14 protein-coding genes are annotated in these 17,650 nt (G+C 48.5%); all 14 read left to right on the forward strand.

The genetic code is table 11. The annotated features are described in order from the left end of the window. The first annotated feature begins 973 nt into the window (after positions 1–973). The 14 genes from gyrA (at position 974) to cysM (ending at position 17,587) form a co-directional block, all read left to right on the forward strand. Positions 974–3,646, forward strand: coding sequence for a DNA gyrase subunit A (gene gyrA / locus ACO0K8_RS14460; protein ID WP_422947366.1), 2,673 nt, complete (start codon positions 974–976; stop codon positions 3,644–3,646). 94 nt (positions 3,647–3,740) lie between these two features. Next, complete coding sequence (gene serC, locus ACO0K8_RS14465; protein WP_422947545.1) at positions 3,741–4,844, forward strand: 3-phosphoserine/phosphohydroxythreonine transaminase; 1,104 nt, start codon at positions 3,741–3,743, stop codon at positions 4,842–4,844. 233 nt (positions 4,845–5,077) lie between these two features. Continuing rightward, a complete protein-coding gene (pheA, locus tag ACO0K8_RS14470) occupies positions 5,078–6,148 on the forward strand; it encodes a prephenate dehydratase (protein WP_422947367.1) in 1,071 nt (356 codons plus the stop codon). 249 nt (positions 6,149–6,397) lie between these two features. After that, positions 6,398–7,327, forward strand: a complete 930-nt coding sequence (locus ACO0K8_RS14475) for a prephenate dehydrogenase (protein ID WP_422947368.1) — start codon at positions 6,398–6,400, stop codon at positions 7,325–7,327. Positions 7,328–7,538: 211 nt separating this feature from the next. Further along, on the forward strand, positions 7,539–8,876 hold the full coding sequence (gene aroA, locus ACO0K8_RS14480) for a 3-phosphoshikimate 1-carboxyvinyltransferase (RefSeq protein ID WP_422947369.1): 1,338 nt from the start codon (positions 7,539–7,541) through the stop codon (positions 8,874–8,876). Continuing rightward, the gene (gene cmk, locus ACO0K8_RS14485) at positions 8,873–9,544 is read left to right on the forward strand and encodes a (d)CMP kinase (protein WP_422947370.1); all 672 of its coding nucleotides are present in this window, start codon (positions 8,873–8,875) and stop codon (positions 9,542–9,544) included. Before aroA ends, cmk begins: the two co-directional genes overlap by 4 nt. Positions 9,545–9,660: 116 nt before the next feature. After that, the gene (rpsA, locus tag ACO0K8_RS14490; protein WP_227869551.1) at positions 9,661–11,382 is read left to right on the forward strand and encodes a 30S ribosomal protein S1; all 1,722 of its coding nucleotides are present in this window, start codon (positions 9,661–9,663) and stop codon (positions 11,380–11,382) included. A gap of 14 nt (positions 11,383–11,396) precedes the next feature. Beyond that, positions 11,397–11,729 carry an integration host factor subunit beta gene (locus ACO0K8_RS14495; protein ID WP_227869835.1) on the forward strand — a complete coding sequence of 111 codons (333 nt, stop codon included), beginning with the start codon at positions 11,397–11,399 and terminating at the stop codon, positions 11,727–11,729. Between the two features lie 161 nt (positions 11,730–11,890). Further along, entirely contained in the window at positions 11,891–12,205 is a 315-nt protein-coding gene (locus ACO0K8_RS14500) for a LapA family protein (RefSeq protein WP_422947371.1), read from the forward strand. A 32-nt stretch (positions 12,206–12,237) separates the two neighbouring features. Then, complete coding sequence (gene lapB / locus ACO0K8_RS14505) at positions 12,238–13,413, forward strand: lipopolysaccharide assembly protein LapB (protein WP_422947372.1); 1,176 nt, start codon at positions 12,238–12,240, stop codon at positions 13,411–13,413. Between the two features lie 57 nt (positions 13,414–13,470). Then, the gene (locus tag ACO0K8_RS14510) at positions 13,471–14,844 is read left to right on the forward strand and encodes a UDP-glucose dehydrogenase family protein (protein WP_422947373.1); all 1,374 of its coding nucleotides are present in this window, start codon (positions 13,471–13,473) and stop codon (positions 14,842–14,844) included. 8 nt (positions 14,845–14,852) lie between these two features. Further along, entirely contained in the window at positions 14,853–15,782 is a 930-nt protein-coding gene (gene rfaE1, locus ACO0K8_RS14515) for a D-glycero-beta-D-manno-heptose-7-phosphate kinase (protein WP_422947374.1), read from the forward strand. A gap of 175 nt (positions 15,783–15,957) precedes the next feature. Beyond that, positions 15,958–16,518 carry a ComEA family DNA-binding protein gene (locus ACO0K8_RS14520; protein ID WP_422947375.1) on the forward strand — a complete coding sequence of 187 codons (561 nt, stop codon included), beginning with the start codon at positions 15,958–15,960 and terminating at the stop codon, positions 16,516–16,518. Positions 16,519–16,684: 166 nt separating this feature from the next. Next, the gene (gene cysM / locus ACO0K8_RS14525) at positions 16,685–17,587 is read left to right on the forward strand and encodes a cysteine synthase CysM (RefSeq protein ID WP_422947376.1); all 903 of its coding nucleotides are present in this window, start codon (positions 16,685–16,687) and stop codon (positions 17,585–17,587) included. Positions 17,588–17,650 lie beyond the last annotated feature (63 nt).

A 17,650-nucleotide genomic window follows, 5' to 3' on the forward strand; every position in this document is an offset into this window, starting at 1 on the left:
CTCTTCTCGAGTGAGATTACCGCAGATTAACTGCGCAAAAAGACTGCATAAAATCGGATATTACCACGTGCTTGATGACAATACTGTGTCATGTCGTTAAACAAATATTCAATTAGTATCGTACTTGTGCAGCATTCTGACATAAAAAACGAGCTCATGCTAGTGCTTGAAGTTGGTAAAGTAACATTTTGCAAGTAATGTCGTATTTTTACTACGGAAAATACAAGAATTTTTTTGATCGATTTGAGTGGTTTTTTTTAGAGTGTATTTTTAGAGTTGCGCTATGAAATTGCGATTCAATTGCAATGATTTTTGTGGAGAGATGTACTTGTTTTTTTGTTGTTGGTTATGAGTTGCTTTTCTGGTGATTTAAGCCATAAGTGGCAGATCAAAGTGACGTGGATAGTTCGATTACGATGTTGTATTTGCAAATGTCTTGTTGTTTTTTTCTGTGATTTAGAGTGTTTCGACAAGTTTTTTTACTAATTTTTTTCTTGCTTGAATTATTTGTGCGTTTGCAGCAAATTGAGGTGATCTGTTCGTGTGTCTATGTTTATTTTCGCGTTCGTTGAGGTCTTAAATAGCTTGAGTTTGGAATTTTGCGTATCGATTTTGTGTTGGCCGAGGAAGATGCTAATTGGTTTCTGCTAATTGCCTTAACATGCCATGTCTTAGGATGAATTTCAGTGCGTTAACTTTTTAATGGTCTCGCTTGTCTTGATGTAGAAAAGTTAGTGCGTCTAGAGCATTCGCGAATAATTGGCACTTGACGGATTTTTGCGGTGTGTAAAAACGATGTTGTCACTGTATAGACATGTTAGAATCAGAAGTTCAGCGCCAAACTATGCTAGTCGCCGAATTCATTTAGATTGATGCAATTCAAAGACATATTTTTTGGACTCGAAGTCAAGCTGCGCCAGTCGTAGGCTTGCTTCGTTATTATCAACCAAGCTCTAAATCTGCCGGCCCGCCAATGGATCAATTCGCAAAAGAAACACTCCCGATTTCCCTTGAAGAAGAAATGCGCAAGAGCTACCTCGATTACGCCATGAGCGTAATCGTTGGTCGAGCTTTGCCAGATGTTCGTGACGGTTTGAAACCTGTGCACAGACGCGTATTGTTCGCGATGCACGAGATGAATAATGTGTACAATCGCCCATTTGTTAAGTGCGCCCGTGTGGTCGGTGAGACCATGGGTAAGTACCATCCCCATGGCGATGCCTCAATTTATGATACTTTGGTGCGGATGGCGCAGGATTTTTCTCTGCGTTATACCTTGGTCGATGGTCAAGGTAATTTCGGTTCTGTCGATGGCGATAATGCCGCGGCGATGCGTTACACCGAGTGTCGACTAGATAAGATCGCCAATGAAATTTTGGCCGATATCGATAAGGAAACGGTAGATTTCGTTCCCAACTATGACGGTAAAGAAAAAGAGCCATCGGTATTGCCGACCCGTATACCTAATCTCTTGATCAATGGCGCCTCCGGTATTGCGGTTGGTATGGCGACCAATATTCCTCCGCACAATATTACTGAAGTCATCAACGGTGCTCTGCACGTGTTGCGCAATCAGGATTGCACGATAGATGAACTGATCGAGATCATTCCTGCTCCCGATTTCCCGACTGCCGGTATTATTTACGGCGTTTCGGGTGTGCGTGACGGTTATCGTACTGGCCGCGGCCGTGTAGTGATGCGCGCCAAGACCCATTTTGAAGAGTACGGTAGAGAAGGCCGCACCGCCATCATCGTTGATGAATTGCCTTATCAGGTGAATAAGAAATCCTTGCTGGAGCGTATCGCTGAGAATGTACGCGATAAGAAACTGGAAGGTATTTCCGATATTCGCGATGAATCGGATAAGTCCGGTATGCGCGTAGTGATTGAACTGAAACGCGGTGAAGTACCAGAAGTTGTCTTGAATAATCTGTATAAACAGACTCAGTTGCAAGACACCTTCGGTATGAATATGGTGGCGCTGGTGAACGGTCAGCCGAAGTTGCTGAATCTTAAGCAGATGCTGGAATGCTTCTTGTCGCATCGCCGCGAAGTCGTGACACGTCGTACCGTATTTGAACTGCGCAAAGCACGCGAACGCGGCCATGTATTAGAAGGTCTGGCGGTTGCACTAGCCAATATCGACGATTTTATCGCCATCATCAAGGCCGCGCCTACGCCACCTTTGGCGAAACTCGAGTTGATGAATCGTGCCTGGGATAGCTCTATGGTGCGCGAGATGTTGACGCGTACTGCTGCGGATAATCCTGCCGGTATCGAAGCTTTCCGTCCTGAGAGCCTGCCTAAGCATTACGGTATCCAAACTGACGGTCTGTATAAATTGTCAGACGATCAGGCGCAAGAAATTTTGCAAATGCGTTTGCAACGCTTGACTGGTTTGGAACAAGACAAGATCGTCAATGAATACAAAGATGTGATGTCTGAAATCGCCGACTTGCTGGATATTTTGTCCAAGCCTGAGCGCGTTACCGTCATCATTACTGACGAATTGACTGCCTGCATGAACGAATACGGTGCCGGTAACAAGGATGTTCGTCGCTCCGAAATCGTGCACAACGCGACCGATTTGGAAACGGAAGATTTAATCACACCGCTAGATATGGTCGTGACGTTGTCGCACACCGGATATATGAAATCGCAACCGGTGTCCGAATACCGTGCACAAAAGCGCGGCGGTCGCGGTAAGCAGGCGATGGCAACGAAGGATGATGACTGGATAGAGCAATTGTTCGTCGCCAATACCCATGATTACATTTTGTGCTTCAGTAATCGCGGTCGCCTGTACTGGTTAAAAGTGTGGGAAGTGCCACAAGGCTCGCGCAATTCACGCGGCAAGCCTATCGTGAATATGTTCCCGCTCTTGGATGGCGAAAAAATTACCGTGATTTTGCCTTTGTCTGGCGCGAATCGTAGTTTCCCTGAAGATCATTACATCTTCATGGCGACCAGTCTCGGAACGGTGAAGAAATCGCCTCTGAATGATTTTAGTAATCCACGCAAGGCCGGCATTATTGCGGTGGCGCTGGATGAAGGCGATTTCTTGATCGGTGCAGCGCTGACCGATGGCAAGCATGACGTGATGTTGTTCTCCGATTCCGGCAAGGCGGTACGCTTCGACGAAAACGATGTCCGTCCTATGGGCCGTACCGCACGTGGTGTGCGTGGTATGAATCTGGAAGAAGGTCAGCAAGTGATCGCCTTACTGGTGGCTGAAAACGAACAGCAGTCGGTCTTGACGGCGACTGAAAATGGTTACGGCAAACGTACGCCAATCGCAGAGTACACGCGCCATGGTCGCGGCACAAAAGGCATGATCGCAATCCAGACTTCTGAGCGTAACGGCAAAGTGGTAGCCGCTACTTTGGTCGATACTAACGATGAAATCATGTTGATTACTACCGGTGGTGTCTTGATACGCACCCGTGTTGCCGAGATCCGTGAAATGGGTCGCGCAACGCAAGGCGTGACCTTGATCGCGGTGGAAGACGGAACTAAGTTGTCCGGTCTGCAGCGTATCGTTGAAACTGATGTGGATACCGATGTCGCAGAGTCTGCAGACTCTACTGTGGATGCTGATGCGGATACCACGTCCAACGATGATCAAGAGAGCGGCGCAGCTGAGTAATCCTTTGAGTAATAGCGCTATGTAGGGCGGCTAATAACCGGCCGTTTTTAATTGAACTGATGGCGGCTTACAAGCCGCCCTACACAAAGATATGATGAGCACGATTTATAACTTCTCCGCTGGCCCTGCTGTGCTACCCAAAGAAGTATTGCAGCAGGCTGCTGCCGAAATGCTGGACTGGCATGGCAGTGGCATGTCGGTCATGGAAATGAGTCATCGTGGTCCCGAGTTCATGTCCATCATGGCAGCAGCGCAAAGTGATTTGCGCGAGTTGCTGGCAGTGCCGGCCAACTATAAAATCTTGTTTCTGCAAGGTGGTGGTTTGGGTGAGAATGCCATCGTCCCTATGAATTTGATGGGACGCAAGCCGCAACCGGCGACGGCTGATTTTATCCATACCGGCTCATGGACTGCAAAGTCGATCAAAGAAGCACGCAAATATGGCAACGTAAATATTGCTGCCTCAGCCGAAGCGAGTGGTTTTACCGTCGTGCCAGCGCGTGCCAGTTGGAATTTATCCAAGGATGCCGCCTACGTCCACATCTGCAGTAACGAAACCATCGATGGCGTTGAGTACCACTTCGCGCCTGAGGTTGGAGGCGATACGGGCGAGGCGCCTATCGTTGCCGATATGTCGTCGCAGATCTTGTCGCGCGTGATCGATGTCTCTAAATACGGCGTGATTTTTGGCGGTGCGCAAAAAAATATAGGTCCGGCCGGTTTAACCATCGTCATTGTGCGTGACGATTTGTTGGGGCATGCCTTGCCATGTTGCCCATCGGCGTTTGACTGGAAAATCGTCGCCGACAACGATTCCATGTACAACACGCCGCCCACTTACGCGATCTATATTGCCGGCTTGGTGTTTCAGTGGTTGAAACGTCAGGGCGGTGTTGCCGCAATCGAACAAAAAAATATTGCGAAAGCCAAGCTGCTTTACGATTTTCTCGATGCCTCTGATTTTTACCTCAATCGCATTGAAAAGGATTGCCGTTCACGCATGAATGTGCCTTTCTTTTTGCGTGATGAGACGCATAATACAGCTTTTCTGGCAGCAGCCAAAGAGCGCGGCTTATTGCAATTAAAAGGACATAAGTCAGTAGGCGGCATGCGCGCTTCTATCTATAACGCCATGCCCATCGAGGGTGTGCAGGCATTGGTGAACTTCATGCGGGAATTTGCCAGTAGCCACGCTTAAGTGCTTTGTGCTAAGTGTGTAGACTGGACTCGAAAAATCCAGTCTCTGGCTTCAGATGTAAAATTTAGTCTCCTCTCTTCGTTAGCCCTTTCTTTGCATGGAATCATCCATCACCTGGAAACCGTGGCGCTGACGAACCAAGTCAAAAGCTTGGCGGGAGCAGGTAAGATGTCCAGCGTTAACTGAGATTGTTGTTAGCGGCCTTGTGATACAAAACGGTTTTTAGGTTACTTATGAGCGACAATAAATTACTCCCCTTGCGTCATCAGATAGACGCGATCGATGCCCAGATCCTTGATTTACTGAACCAGCGCGCCCGTGTAGCGGAAGCGGTTGGCCATCTGAAGGCAGAGACGAATGCGCCGGTGTTTCGGCCCGAGCGCGAGGCACAGGTCTTGCGCGGGGTGGCCGAGCGCAACCCCGGTCCTTTGAATAGCGACGATGTGCAATTGATTTTTCGTGAAATTATGTCGGCCTGCCGCGCATTGGAACGTCGCGTGGTGGTGGCATTTTTGGGGCCGGTCGGCACCTTCACTGAGCAAGCTGTGTATCAACAATTCGGCCATGCGATTCAGGCTCTCTCTTGTGTCTCAATTGATGAAGTGTTTCGTGCCACCGAGGCGGGTACTGCAGATTTTGGTGTGGTGCCTATAGAGAATTCCTCCGAGGGCGCGGTCAACCGTACCCTTGATCTACTATTGCAAACCAGTCTGAATATTAGCGGCGAATTGGCTATACCGGTACAGCATAGCTTGATGAGTAAGTCTGGCAATATGGAAGGCATCACCCGTATTTGCGCCCATTCGCAAGCCTTGGCGCAATGTCAGGCTTGGCTCAACCAGCATTATCCGCACGTAGAGCGGCAGGCGGTTACCTCGAATGCCGAGGCGGCGCGTATGGCCAGCGGTGACTTTAGTGTGGCCGCGATCGCCAGTGAAATCGCTGGGCTGCAATATCATCTGGGCATAGTTAGTGCCCACATACAAGACGATCCGCATAACCGTACCCGTTTTGCCGTGATCGGCCGTTTACGTACCACACCGAGCGGCAAGGATCAGACTTCATTAGTATTGGCGGTACCGAACAAGGCCGGTGCGGTGTACGACTTATTGGCACCGCTGGCCAAACATAGTGTCTCCATGACGCGCTTTGAATCGCGCCCAGCGCGTACCGGCAATTGGGAATACTATTTCTATGTCGATGTTGAAGGGCACGTGATGGATGCCAAGGTCGCAGCAGCGATGGCTGAGCTCAATGATAATGCCGCCTTCTTTAAAGTCCTGGGCTCTTATCCTTGTACCTAAGGATGTCTGTAGCTCAATTTAGTATGCGCATTATCCATGCGGCTTTCCAGCCATTTTCGTGCCAGAAGGTCCATGGATAGTGCGTAATAGTTTTTGGAAATTTCTAAAAAACCTATACTCGGGCGCATCGCGGCGTTGCAAATCCTCGCAATACCGACGTATTGCTCCGGTTTGCGCCGTGCGCTGCATCCCGATTAAAGGGTTTTTAGAAGTTCCCTTTTTAAAATCGAAAAAGTGAATGGCCTAGCGATGGGAAATAATAGCAATCCGGCTTCGCATGTATTTAAACGCATCGCCATCTTCGGGGTCGGTTTGATTGGTGGCTCTTTTGCCCTAGCCTTGAAAAAAGCCGGTACGGTGCAGCAGGTGGTCGGTGTTGGCCGTAGCCTGGCTTCACTACAGCGCGCGCAAGAGTTAGGCATTATCGATCAGATCGCGACATCAGTTGAGGATGCGGTGCGTGGCGCTGATCTGATTTTGATCGCCGCCCCTGTGGCACAGACTGCCACCATTTTGTCAGCGATACAGCCTTACTTGCAAGCAGGCACAGTAGTGACCGATGCAGGTAGCACCAAGGCCGATGTGGTGGCTGCCGCGCAACAGATCATGGGTGAAAAATTAGCGCAATTTGTGCCAGCCCATCCGATTGCTGGTCGTGAGTTAAATGGCCCCGAGGCCGCCTTGAGCGACCTGTATGTGGGTAAAAAAGTCGTCATCACGCGCTTGCCCGAAAATTCTGTAGAAGATGTCAATTTGGTGGCCTACGCGTGGCAGCAATGCGGTGCCATCATCCATCATTTAAGCCCGGCAGAGCATGATGGCGTATTCGCCTCGGTTAGCCATTTGCCACATTTGCTGGCGTATGCACTGGTCGATGATATCGCCAGAAAACCGCATGCCGAGCGCTTGTTTCAATATGCGGCTAGCGGCTTTCGAGATTTCACTCGCATCGCAGGATCCTCTCCAGAAATGTGGCGCGACATTAGCCTGGCGAACCGTGATGCCATGCTGCAGGAACTCGATTCCTATACCGCGCAACTGGCACGTTTGCGCGCCCATCTGCAAGCTGATGACGGCGCGGCTATCGAGGCGATTTATACTAACGCGCAGTTGGCAAGGCATAATTGGATCACTGCCATAGAATCGGCAGAGAAACAGCGCAAGGATGGCGGCGATTGAGTTTTCGAATAAACTTAGGACTTACGCAAAACCGCCCCAGCGTCGTTGTATCCGCCTTGCCGTACTCAAGTACTGTCTTCGGCGGCACGCCTAGCTGGGACAATTTTGCGTAAACCCTAAAACTAACAACTTGCTGTGGCTGCGCTTGGTCTGCTTTTTTTTTGCAAAAAGCGCAGAAAAATATCGATTCAAAAAAAGCTAGAGAATAAGCATGACACAAGAAATTAAGCATTATCCGCACTATATCGATTTGCATCCGGCCATGGAGGTAGAGGGCGTGGTGCGCTTGCCTGGCTCGAAAAGTATCTCGAATCGTATTTTATTACTGGCGGCATTGGCCAAAGGTGAAACTCGGATCATGGATTTGCTGGCATCCGACGATACTCTGGTAATGCTCAATGCTCTGCATGCGCTAGGCGTCCACTGGACTCAGGACGAAACTAGCCAAAATTACACAGTGCAGGGTGCCGATGGTGCATTCCCCAAGCATCAGGCCGATCTGTTTATGGGCAATGCCGGTACTGCGATCCGGCCTCTGGTGGCGGCCTTGGCAGTCTTGGGCGGCGACTATACGGTGCATGGCGTGCCACGTATGCATGAAAGGCCGATCGGCGATTTGGTCGACGCTCTCAACGCAGTTGGCGCACAAATTACCTACACCGGCAATCCTGGCTTTCCGCCTTTGCATATACAGCGTGGTCACTTGCATGCGCAGCGCATGCAAGTGAAGGGCAATGTCTCTAGCCAGTTTTTAACCGCGGTCTTGATGTCAGCGCCCTTGATGGCGCAGCAGCATGAGGTGGTGATAGAAGTGGTGGGCGAGCTGATCTCCAAGCCATACATAGAAATCACCTTAAACCTGATGCAGCGTTTTGGTGTTGAGGTTGAGCGCAATGGCTGGCAAGCATTCACCATTAAGGCCGGGCAGCAGTATGTTTCGCCGGGTGTGATTCATGTCGAGGGCGACGCATCCTCTGCTTCGTATTTTCTGGCGGCCGGGGCGATTGCCGGCGGCCCTATCCGGGTTGAAGGCGTAGGCTTAAATAGCATACAGGGCGATGTACGTTTTGCCGAGGCCCTAGAAAAAATGGGCGCGACCATCACCCGTGGCGATAACTGGATAGAAGCTAAATCGAATGGCGTCTTGCAAGCTATCGATATGGATTTCAATCATATTCCCGACGCTGCCATGACGATTGCGATCGCCGCCTTGTATGCCAATGGCACTACCGTCTTGCGCAATATTGCCAGTTGGCGCGTCAAGGAAACCGATAGAATCGCTGCGATGGCAACGGAGTTGCGTAAGCTCGGTGCTGTGGTCGAGGAGGGGGCTGACTATATGACCGTAACACCGCCGGCGCAGATACTAGCGGCAACCATAGACACCTACGACGACCATAGAATGGCAATGTGTTTTTCACTCGCAACGCTGGATGGTAAAGCGCGCCGCGGTGCGGCTATGCGTATCAATGATCCAAAATGTGTGGCGAAGACTTTTCCTGATTATTTTGAAGCCTTTGCCAAGATTAATCATAAGGAGTTATTTTGACTGTTCCCGTAATTACAATAGATGGGCCTACCGCTTCTGGTAAAGGAACTGTGGCACATAGAGTTGCCAAACATTTGGGCTTTCATTACCTCGATTCTGGCGCCTTGTATCGATTGACGGCGCTGTCCGCCGCGCAACAAGGCATTTCCCTTGAGGATGAGGTTGCCTTGGCAGACTTGGCACGCGTTTTGCCATGTCAGTTTGTTAAGGGACATGTCTTACTTGATGGCGAGGATGTTACCGATGCTGTGCGTGCTGAGTCTATCGGCGTGGCGGCCTCTAAGATAGCCGTATTGCCAAAATTACGTCAGGCCTTGTTCGATTTACAAGTGGCGTTTCGTTTTGCCCCTGGCTTGGTGGCCGATGGACGTGATATGGGAACCGTGATTTTCCCGGATGCACTACAAAAGGTGTACTTAACTGCAAGTGTCGAGGCGCGTGCCGGCAGACGTTATAAGCAATTGAAAGAAAAGGGAATTTCTGCTACTATGGAAGACTTGGTAAAAGATTTGGCTGAGCGTGATGCGAGGGATATTGCCCGAACTGCCGCTCCGCTTAAGCCAGCGCCAGGTGCTGTAATTCTAGATACCTCAGAGTTGTCCGTCGATGAGTCGGTACATGCGGTGCTCGAATTATATGCAAATGCAGTAAAGCTTTCTAATGTGTGAATTAAATCATCCATATTATGAAAGTTGCCGTGCCCTTATATGAAAATGATAAGGGATTGTTTAATCTAACCCGGTAAATAGCGCCTTTGCACTATTCCGGCTCACTCGTGAATATTATGTCTACTGTTTTCATGTCTCAAGGTTTCGATACCGGCGCAGATAGTTTTGCTGCTTTGTTTGAAGAATCGCTGTCTCGTCAAGATATGCGTTCTGGCGAAGTCATTTCTGCTGAAGTCGTTCGTATCGACCACAATTTCGTGATCGTAAATGCTGGCCTCAAGTCTGAAGCATTTATCCCTGTTGAAGAATTCAAAAACGACCAAGGCGAATTGGAAGTTAACATCGGCGATTTCGTTTCCGTAGCGATTGATTCGCTGGAAAACGGTTTCGGCGACACTATCTTGTCCCGCGACAAAGCAAAACGTTTGGCCTCATGGCTTGCGCTTGAAAAAGCGTTGGAGTCTGGTGAAATCGTTATTGGTACTGTCAATGGTAAAGTTAAAGGTGGTTTGACTGTTCTGACCAACGGCATCCGCGCTTTCTTGCCAGGTTCATTGGTCGATACTCGTCCAGTAAAAGACACTACCCCTTACGAAGGTAAAACCTTGGAATTCAAGGTTATCAAACTCGATCGTAAGCGTAACAACGTTGTTCTGTCCCGCCGCGCTGTAGTAGAAGCATCGATGGGCGAAGAGCGTCAAAAACTGATGGAAACACTGAAAGAAGGCACAGTGGTCGTCGGTATCGTAAAAAATATCACTGACTACGGCGCATTCGTGGATCTGGGCGGTATCGATGGTCTGTTGCATATCACTGATCTGGCATGGCGTCGTGTACGTCATCCTTCAGAAGTATTGACAGTCGGTCAAGAGATCACTGCTAAGATTCTGAAGTTTGATCAAGAGAAAAACCGTGTTTCTCTGGGTGTAAAACAATTGGGCGACGATCCTTGGACTGGCCTGTCACGTCGTTACCCACAACACACCCGTTTGTTCGGTAAAGTAACGAACCTGACTGACTACGGCGCATTCGTTGAAGTCGAGCAGGGTATCGAAGGTTTGGTACACGTTTCTGAAATGGACTGGACTAACAAAAACGTTGCACCAAATAAAGTTGTTCAATTGGGCGATGAAGTTGAAGTCATGGTTCTGGAAATCGACGAAGACCGTCGTCGTATCAGCTTAGGTATGAAACAGTGCAAAGCTAATCCTTGGGATGATTTCGCGATCAACCACAAGAAGGGCGATAAGCTCCGCGGCGCAATCAAATCTATCACTGATTTCGGCGTATTTATCGGCTTGTCCGGTAACATCGACGGTTTGGTGCATTTGTCTGATCTGTCTTGGAACGAAACCGGCGAAGAAGCCGTACGTCGCTTCAAGAAAGGTGACGAGTTGGAAGCCATTATTCTGGCGATCGACGTTGAGCGTGAACGTGTTTCCCTGGGTGTTAAACAACTCGAAGGCGACCCATTCAACAACTATTGCGCTATGAATGACAAAGGTGCCATCGTTACTGGTACTGTTAAGTCAGTCGAAGCTAAAGGTGCTGTAATTCAATTGGCTGACGAAGTCGAAGGCTACTTGCGCGCTTCCGAAATCTCCCGCGACCGCGTGGAAGATGCTGGTACTCACCTGAAAGTTGGCGATACTGTCGAAACTCTGGTATTGAACATCGATCGTAAAGCACGTGGTATCCAATTGTCTATCAAGGCAAAAGATTCTGCTGAAACACAAGAAGCAATGCAAAAGATGTCTACTGACACTAATTCTAATGCAGCTTCCGGTACAACTAGCCTTGGCGCGTTGTTGAAGGCAAAGTTCGATAATAAGAACTAAGCATCAACAGTGTCATTGAGGCTTTTGATGTTTCAAAAACTATGACGAAGTCGGAGCTAATCGCTCGGCTGGCAGAGCGATATCCGCAGCTGATTGCAAAAGATGTGGATGTCGCGGTCAAAGCCATACTCGATGCGATGGCCGATTCATTATCTAGTGCTCAGCGTATCGAGATTCGTGGTTTTGGTAGCTTTTCACTGAATAGCCGACCGCCACGTATTGGTCGTAATCCTAAATCTGGCGATAAGGTGATGGTCCCCGAAAAACGGGTGCCGCACTTTAAACCAGGTAAAGAATTACGCGAGAGAGTCGATGCAATGGTGGGGCAACCCATCCTTGATGATTGAGTGGTAGCTGGCATCTAAAGCAACAAAATTGAAAACGGCATAGCGGATTTCCGATATGCCGTTTTTTTTCACGTACAATTTCATCTCTACATTTAAATTCTTTACGCGCACGCGGCGTATAGCGCGACGCACGGTCTTACTTCTTTAGTTAAGGTATAGGTATGAAATTTATTTCAAGAGTAATAGCAGTGGTTTTGTTCATCTTGTTTTTCGGATTTGCTTTAAAGAATGATCAGATAATAACTCTACAATTTTTCTGGGGTTACGCACAATCGGCTCCTTTAGCCATTTTGTTACTTGCATTTTTTGTATCGGGCGCCATCCTCGGTATCCTAGCGATGGTCCCTATCGTATTTCATCATCGTAAGGACATTTCTAAGCACAAAAAAACCATTGCAGAAATTGAGGCTGAGCGCGCTGCTGAACAACGCGCTAGTATGCAGGCACCTCAGATCGACAGCGTTCGAAACACCTGATTCATCAGTAAAATATAAACGAATATAAAAATATGGAATTAGAAATCTGGTGGTTACTCGGTATCCCCTTGTTTTTCTCCCTAGGCTGGGTTGCCGCAAGGGTAGATATACGGCAATTGCTCGCAGAGTCACGCAGTCTGCCTAATGGTTACTTCAAAGGCCTGAACTATTTGCTCAACGATCAACATGATAAGGCGATCGATGCCTTTATCGATATCGTCAAACTCGATCCAGAAGCGGTAGAGTTGCACTTTGCGCTAGGTAACTTGTTTCGCCGTCGTGGTGAAACAGAACGCGCGATTCGCGTCCATCAAAATCTTTTATCCCGCCCCGATTTACCGATAGAGCAGCAAACCCAGGCGATGTTTGAATTGGGCCAGGATTACTTGAAAGCTGGCTTACTCGACCGTGCCGAAGAAACATTCAATCAACTGGTAGCAGGAACTTACGCGATACAAGCACGGCGCTCCTTGCTTGAAATTTACCAACGCGAAAAAGAATGGGCGCGTGCGATTGATGCTGCGCATGCTTTGCAGGAGTCGGGTGCAGGCGGCCGACAAAAAGAGATTGCTCAGTTTTATTGTGAATTGGCACAGGACGAATTGGTCCACACTAATTCGGACGCGGCTCTGGCCATGTTAGACAAGGCTCTGGCGACAGATAGACATAATGTACGCGCCGCGATTTTATTGGGCGATGTCCAGCTGAGTAAAGGCGATACTGAAAATGCCTTGTTGTCATGGCGCAGGGTAGAGCAGCAAAGTGTGCCGCACGTTGCCTTGGTTGCACAGCGACTGATGGATGGCTACCGTTCGCTTGATAGGCCGCAAGAAGGCTTGAATCTATTAAAAGGCTATCTCGCGGAGGCTCCCTCTATTGATTTGTTGGAAGTGGTGTTTAAAGCGACGCTAGAACTTGATACTGTGGAATTGGCTAATCAGTTGGTCAGCGATGAATTGCGTCGTACCCCAACTTTGCTGGCATTAGATAAGCTTTTGGACGCACGTTTGATGGTGGCGCAGCCAGAGGTTAGGCCTGAACTATCAGTGGTGAAAAATTTAGTGCATGGCTATGCGCAAAAACTGGCACGTTATCAATGCTCGCATTGCGGGTTTAAAGCACGTCAATTTTATTGGCAGTGCCCGGGATGCAGTCGATGGGAAACCTATCCACCTCGACGCACCGAAGAATTGAGTGTCATGAATTAAGCCTGGAATTATTTCAATGGCGTGTAGTAGAAAATTATCTTTGAACGTGAATAAGACATGAAAATTACAATTATTGGTACCGGCTATGTCGGTTTGGTTACAGGTGCTTGCCTTGCGGAGTTGGGCAACGATGTATTTTGTCTTGATCTTGATAAGCAAAAAATTGATATTTTGAATGGCGGTGGCATCCCTATTCATGAGCCGGGCTTGGAAGAAATTGTCGCGCGCAATCGTAGTGCCGGACGATTGGTATTTTCGACGGATATCGCGGCCAGTGTCGCGCACGGTGATGTGCAATTCATCGCGGTCGGCACGCCTCCGGATGAGGATGGATCGGCTGACTTACAATATGTGTTGGCCGCGGCACGCAATATCGGTAAACACATGCAAGGCTTTAAGGTCATCGTTGATAAGTCGACGGTTCCGGTAGGAACGGCGGAGCGCGTTGCCAATGCCATCGACGCTGAGTTGAAACAACGTGGTTCGAACGCCACGTATTCTGTAGTATCGAATCCTGAGTTTCTGAAGGAGGGCGCAGCGGTTGAGGATTTCATGCGCCCTGATCGTATCGTCATAGGGTGTGATGATAATTCGCTAGGCAATTTAGCCAGAGCGCATATGAAAAAATTGTACACGCCCTTTAATCGTAACCACGAGCGCACCTATTGGATGGATGTGCGCTCGGCGGAGTTCACCAAGTACGCGGCGAACGCCATGTTGGCGACGCGTATTTCATTTATGAATGAATTGGCAAATCTTGCGGATAGAGTTGGTGTTGATATCGAAGCTGTGCGGCATGGAATAGGCTCAGATCCGCGTATTGGACATAGTTTTTTGTACGCCGGCTGTGGTTATGGCGGATCTTGCTTTCCTAAGGATGTTCAGGCTCTGGAGCGTACCGCGCAAGATTATGGACAGGATTTGTTGATATTACATGCCGTTGAGGCGGTCAATGCCAAGCAAAAACAAGTCTTAGGTGCAAAAATTATGGCGCGCTTTGGCGCCGATTTGAGTGGCAAGCATTTTGCCGTATGGGGACTCGCATTTAAGCCAAATACCGACGACATGCGGGCTGCATCCTCGCGCGTGCTATTGGGTGAACTGTTGCGTGCTGGTGCCACGGTTTCGGTTTATGATCCAGTTGCTGTACCTGAGGCCAAACGTGTGTTTGCGCTGGATTTCGCAGAAAATCCGGAGTTACTCGAAAATATTCATTATGCCACCACGCCGATGGGCGCTTTAGATCAGGCCGATGCCTTGGCGATAGTGACGGAATGGAAGGCATTCCGTAGCCCCGATTTTGAACAGGTTAAAGCAAGATTGAAGCATGCCGTTATTTTTGATGGACGTAATCTATTTGAGCCTGCACTGATGACCGATTTAGGACTGGAATATCATGGTATTGGTCGCTCTGTTTTGACACGTAGTTGAAAATCCCTATGCAATCGATAATAACTCAAGCGAAACGCATGTTGGTGGTGGGCGATGTCATGCTGGATCGCTATTGGTTTGGTGAAGTTAATCGTATCTCGCCTGAGGCCCCTGTGCCTATTGTTCGGGTTGAGCGGCGTGAGGAGCGGCTCGGAGGAGCTGCCAACGTAGCGCGCAATGCGGTGGCTCTGGGTTTGTCCGCAGGCTTGCTGGGTGTGATTGGCCAGGACGAGGCAGGAAATATCGTTGAGGAGCTATTGCAAGAATCCGGAATTGAAAGTTATCTGAATCGGGATCAAGCGATTTCTACGATTATCAAATTGCGCGTGATTGGTCGGCAGCAACAATTACTGCGCATAGACTTTGAAGAAAAACCTAGCGCAAGGGTGTTGCAAGACAAGTTATCTCGTTTTAATGCGCTCATTGCTGATTATGATGTCATCGTCATGTCCGATTACGCTAAGGGTAGCCTGGTAAATATTGCGACGATGATCGCCGCTGCGAAGCAATTAGGCAAGCTGGTGCTGGTCGATCCAAAAGGAAGTGATTTTTCACGCTATACGGGCGCAAGCATGCTGACGCCAAACAAGTCAGAGATGCGCCAAATTATTGGTGACTGGGATAGTGAAGTTGAGTTAACCGAGAAAGCGCAAGCGCTAAGAGTTAAATTGGATTTGCAAGCCTTATTGTTGACTCGCTCAGAAGAGGGGATGACGCTTTACTCCGATACAGAGGTCATACATGTGCCAGCGATGGCACGTGAAGTTTATGACGTTTCTGGTGCCGGGGACACCGTCATTGCAACAATGGCGGCCATGCTGGCCGAAGGTAAAACTATGCGTGAGGCAGTGATGCTCGCTAATCAGGCGGGGGGGATTGTTGTGGGGAAATTAGGAACAGCAACGGCGTCCAGAGAGGAATTGTTTGCAAATATGTAAATAATTGTTATTTTTATGGTATTTTCTTTTATCTGTCAACCGTCACACAAAATCAGCGTTATCCTTAGTGGGCGTACAGATGAGGCGCTCAATTTGGAATGACTGCCGGATACAAATGTTTTGTCATAAGCAGAAAATCGAAGAATTTATCATTCAACACTTTTGGAGTATTTACATGTTCAAGAAACTATTTCTAGCATTGGCTGCTTTGATTGCCACTATGGGTTTTGCGTTTGCTGCTGTAGATGTCAATAAGGGGGATCAGGCGGCTTTAGATGGTATCAAGGGCATAGGCCCGGCAACATCGAAAGCGATTATTGATGAGCGTAGTAAAGGCGGTAATTTCAAAGACTGGGCCGATTTCGAAGCCCGTGTGAAAGGTGTCGGCGAAAAAAATGCAGTTAAATTTTCTGAGGCTGGATTGACGGTGAATGGTCAAGCCAAGGCGGGAGCCGCGGTCGCGGTAACGCCAGCGGCGGCTACAACTAAAGCCCCGACAGCTGTTGCGCCAAAAGTGGCAGACAAACCAATAGCCGCGAGCGCTGCAACTACAGAAAAAACAAAAGCGGAAATCAAAGCAGAAAAAAAGGCCGCGAAAGCTGAAGCTAAAGCCAATAAAGCGGCCGAGGACAAGGCCGCCAAGGATGCTAAATCTAGCACAGCAAAACCCGTTTCCGACGCGCCTGCAGCGTCTACTAAAGCAACTACCGCTTCCAAGTCTGCAACAACTAAGTAACTCGATACCTATTCAGCAATCCTGAATAGACGATAAAAACTCCTCTCATTTATGATGAGAGGAGTTTTTTTTCTATTTTCTTCGTCTTATCTTTTGATAGCACTCAAGCATGAAAATGCCTCAGCGTTTAGAATGATGCTCTGATCCCTATTCTCACTAGACCCTTATGCCTTACCTGACTATCGAAGACACCATAGGAAATACTCCTTTGGTTAGATTGCAACGACTTCCGGGCGAAGACGCTAAGCGTAGAAATAATATCATTTTAGGAAAACTGGAAGGAAATAATCCCGCCGGTTCTGTCAAGGACAGACCAGCATTGTCTATGATTAAGCGGGCCGAAGAACGCGGACGTATCAAGCCAGGCGACACCTTAATCGAAGCTACTAGCGGCAATACAGGGATCGCGCTGGCGATGGCTGCGGCGATGCGTGGATACAAAATGCTGCTCTTGATGCCAGAAAATCTAAGTATAGAGCGCCGCCAAAGTATGGCCGCCTATGGTGCTCAGATTATCTTAACCCCAAAGACAGGCGGTATGGAGTATGCGCGAGATTTGGCTGAGCAAATGCAAAAAGAGGGAAAGGGAACGATTCTTGATCAGTTTGCAAACCCAGATAATCCCTTAGCCCATTACGAAACCACTGGTCCAGAGATTTGGCGTGATACGAAAGGGCAGATTACGCATTTCGTCAGTGCGATGGGGACTACTGGAACCATTATGGGCGTTTCGGCTTATCTAAAAGAGCAAAATCCATTGATACAGATCGTTGGTGCACAACCAGAAGATGGTTCACAGATTCCAGGCATTCGTAAATGGCCAGAGGCTTATATGCCGAAAATATTTGATAAATCCAAAGTTGATCAGGTTGCCTCCGTCAGCCAATCAGAGGCCGAACACATGGCACGAAGACTCGCCGTGGAAGAGGGGATTTTTTGTGGTATTTCGGCCGCCGGCGCCTGTGAAATAGCCTTGCGATTGTCCCAAAAAGTAGAGAACGCTACTATCGTATTTATTGTTTGTGACCGCGGTGACCGTTATCTTTCTACTGGAGTGTTTCCCGCTTAAATATCGCTGAGTTATTTGTGGAAATTTTAAAGACGGATAGCTCAAATTTTTCAGTGCTTTCTT

The organism is Undibacterium sp. Ren11W, from assembly GCF_049340485.1.
Taxonomy (GTDB): domain Bacteria; phylum Pseudomonadota; class Gammaproteobacteria; order Burkholderiales; family Burkholderiaceae_D; genus Undibacterium.

Coding starts and splice junctions, on each gene's coding strand:
- gyrA (WP_422947366.1), top strand. CDS start 974: ATGGATCAATTCGCAAAAGAAACACTCCCGATTTCCCTTGAAGAAGAA.
- serC (WP_422947545.1), top strand. CDS start 3,741: ATGAGCACGATTTATAACTTCTCCGCTGGCCCTGCTGTGCTACCCAAA.
- pheA (WP_422947367.1), top strand. CDS start 5,078: ATGAGCGACAATAAATTACTCCCCTTGCGTCATCAGATAGACGCGATC.
- ACO0K8_RS14475 (WP_422947368.1), top strand. CDS start 6,398: ATGGGAAATAATAGCAATCCGGCTTCGCATGTATTTAAACGCATCGCC.
- aroA (WP_422947369.1), top strand. CDS start 7,539: ATGACACAAGAAATTAAGCATTATCCGCACTATATCGATTTGCATCCG.
- rpsA (WP_227869551.1), top strand. CDS start 9,661: ATGTCTACTGTTTTCATGTCTCAAGGTTTCGATACCGGCGCAGATAGT.
- ACO0K8_RS14500 (WP_422947371.1), top strand. CDS start 11,891: ATGAAATTTATTTCAAGAGTAATAGCAGTGGTTTTGTTCATCTTGTTT.
- lapB (WP_422947372.1), top strand. CDS start 12,238: ATGGAATTAGAAATCTGGTGGTTACTCGGTATCCCCTTGTTTTTCTCC.
- ACO0K8_RS14510 (WP_422947373.1), top strand. CDS start 13,471: ATGAAAATTACAATTATTGGTACCGGCTATGTCGGTTTGGTTACAGGT.
- rfaE1 (WP_422947374.1), top strand. CDS start 14,853: ATGCAATCGATAATAACTCAAGCGAAACGCATGTTGGTGGTGGGCGAT.
- ACO0K8_RS14520 (WP_422947375.1), top strand. CDS start 15,958: ATGTTCAAGAAACTATTTCTAGCATTGGCTGCTTTGATTGCCACTATG.
- cysM (WP_422947376.1), top strand. CDS start 16,685: ATGCCTTACCTGACTATCGAAGACACCATAGGAAATACTCCTTTGGTT.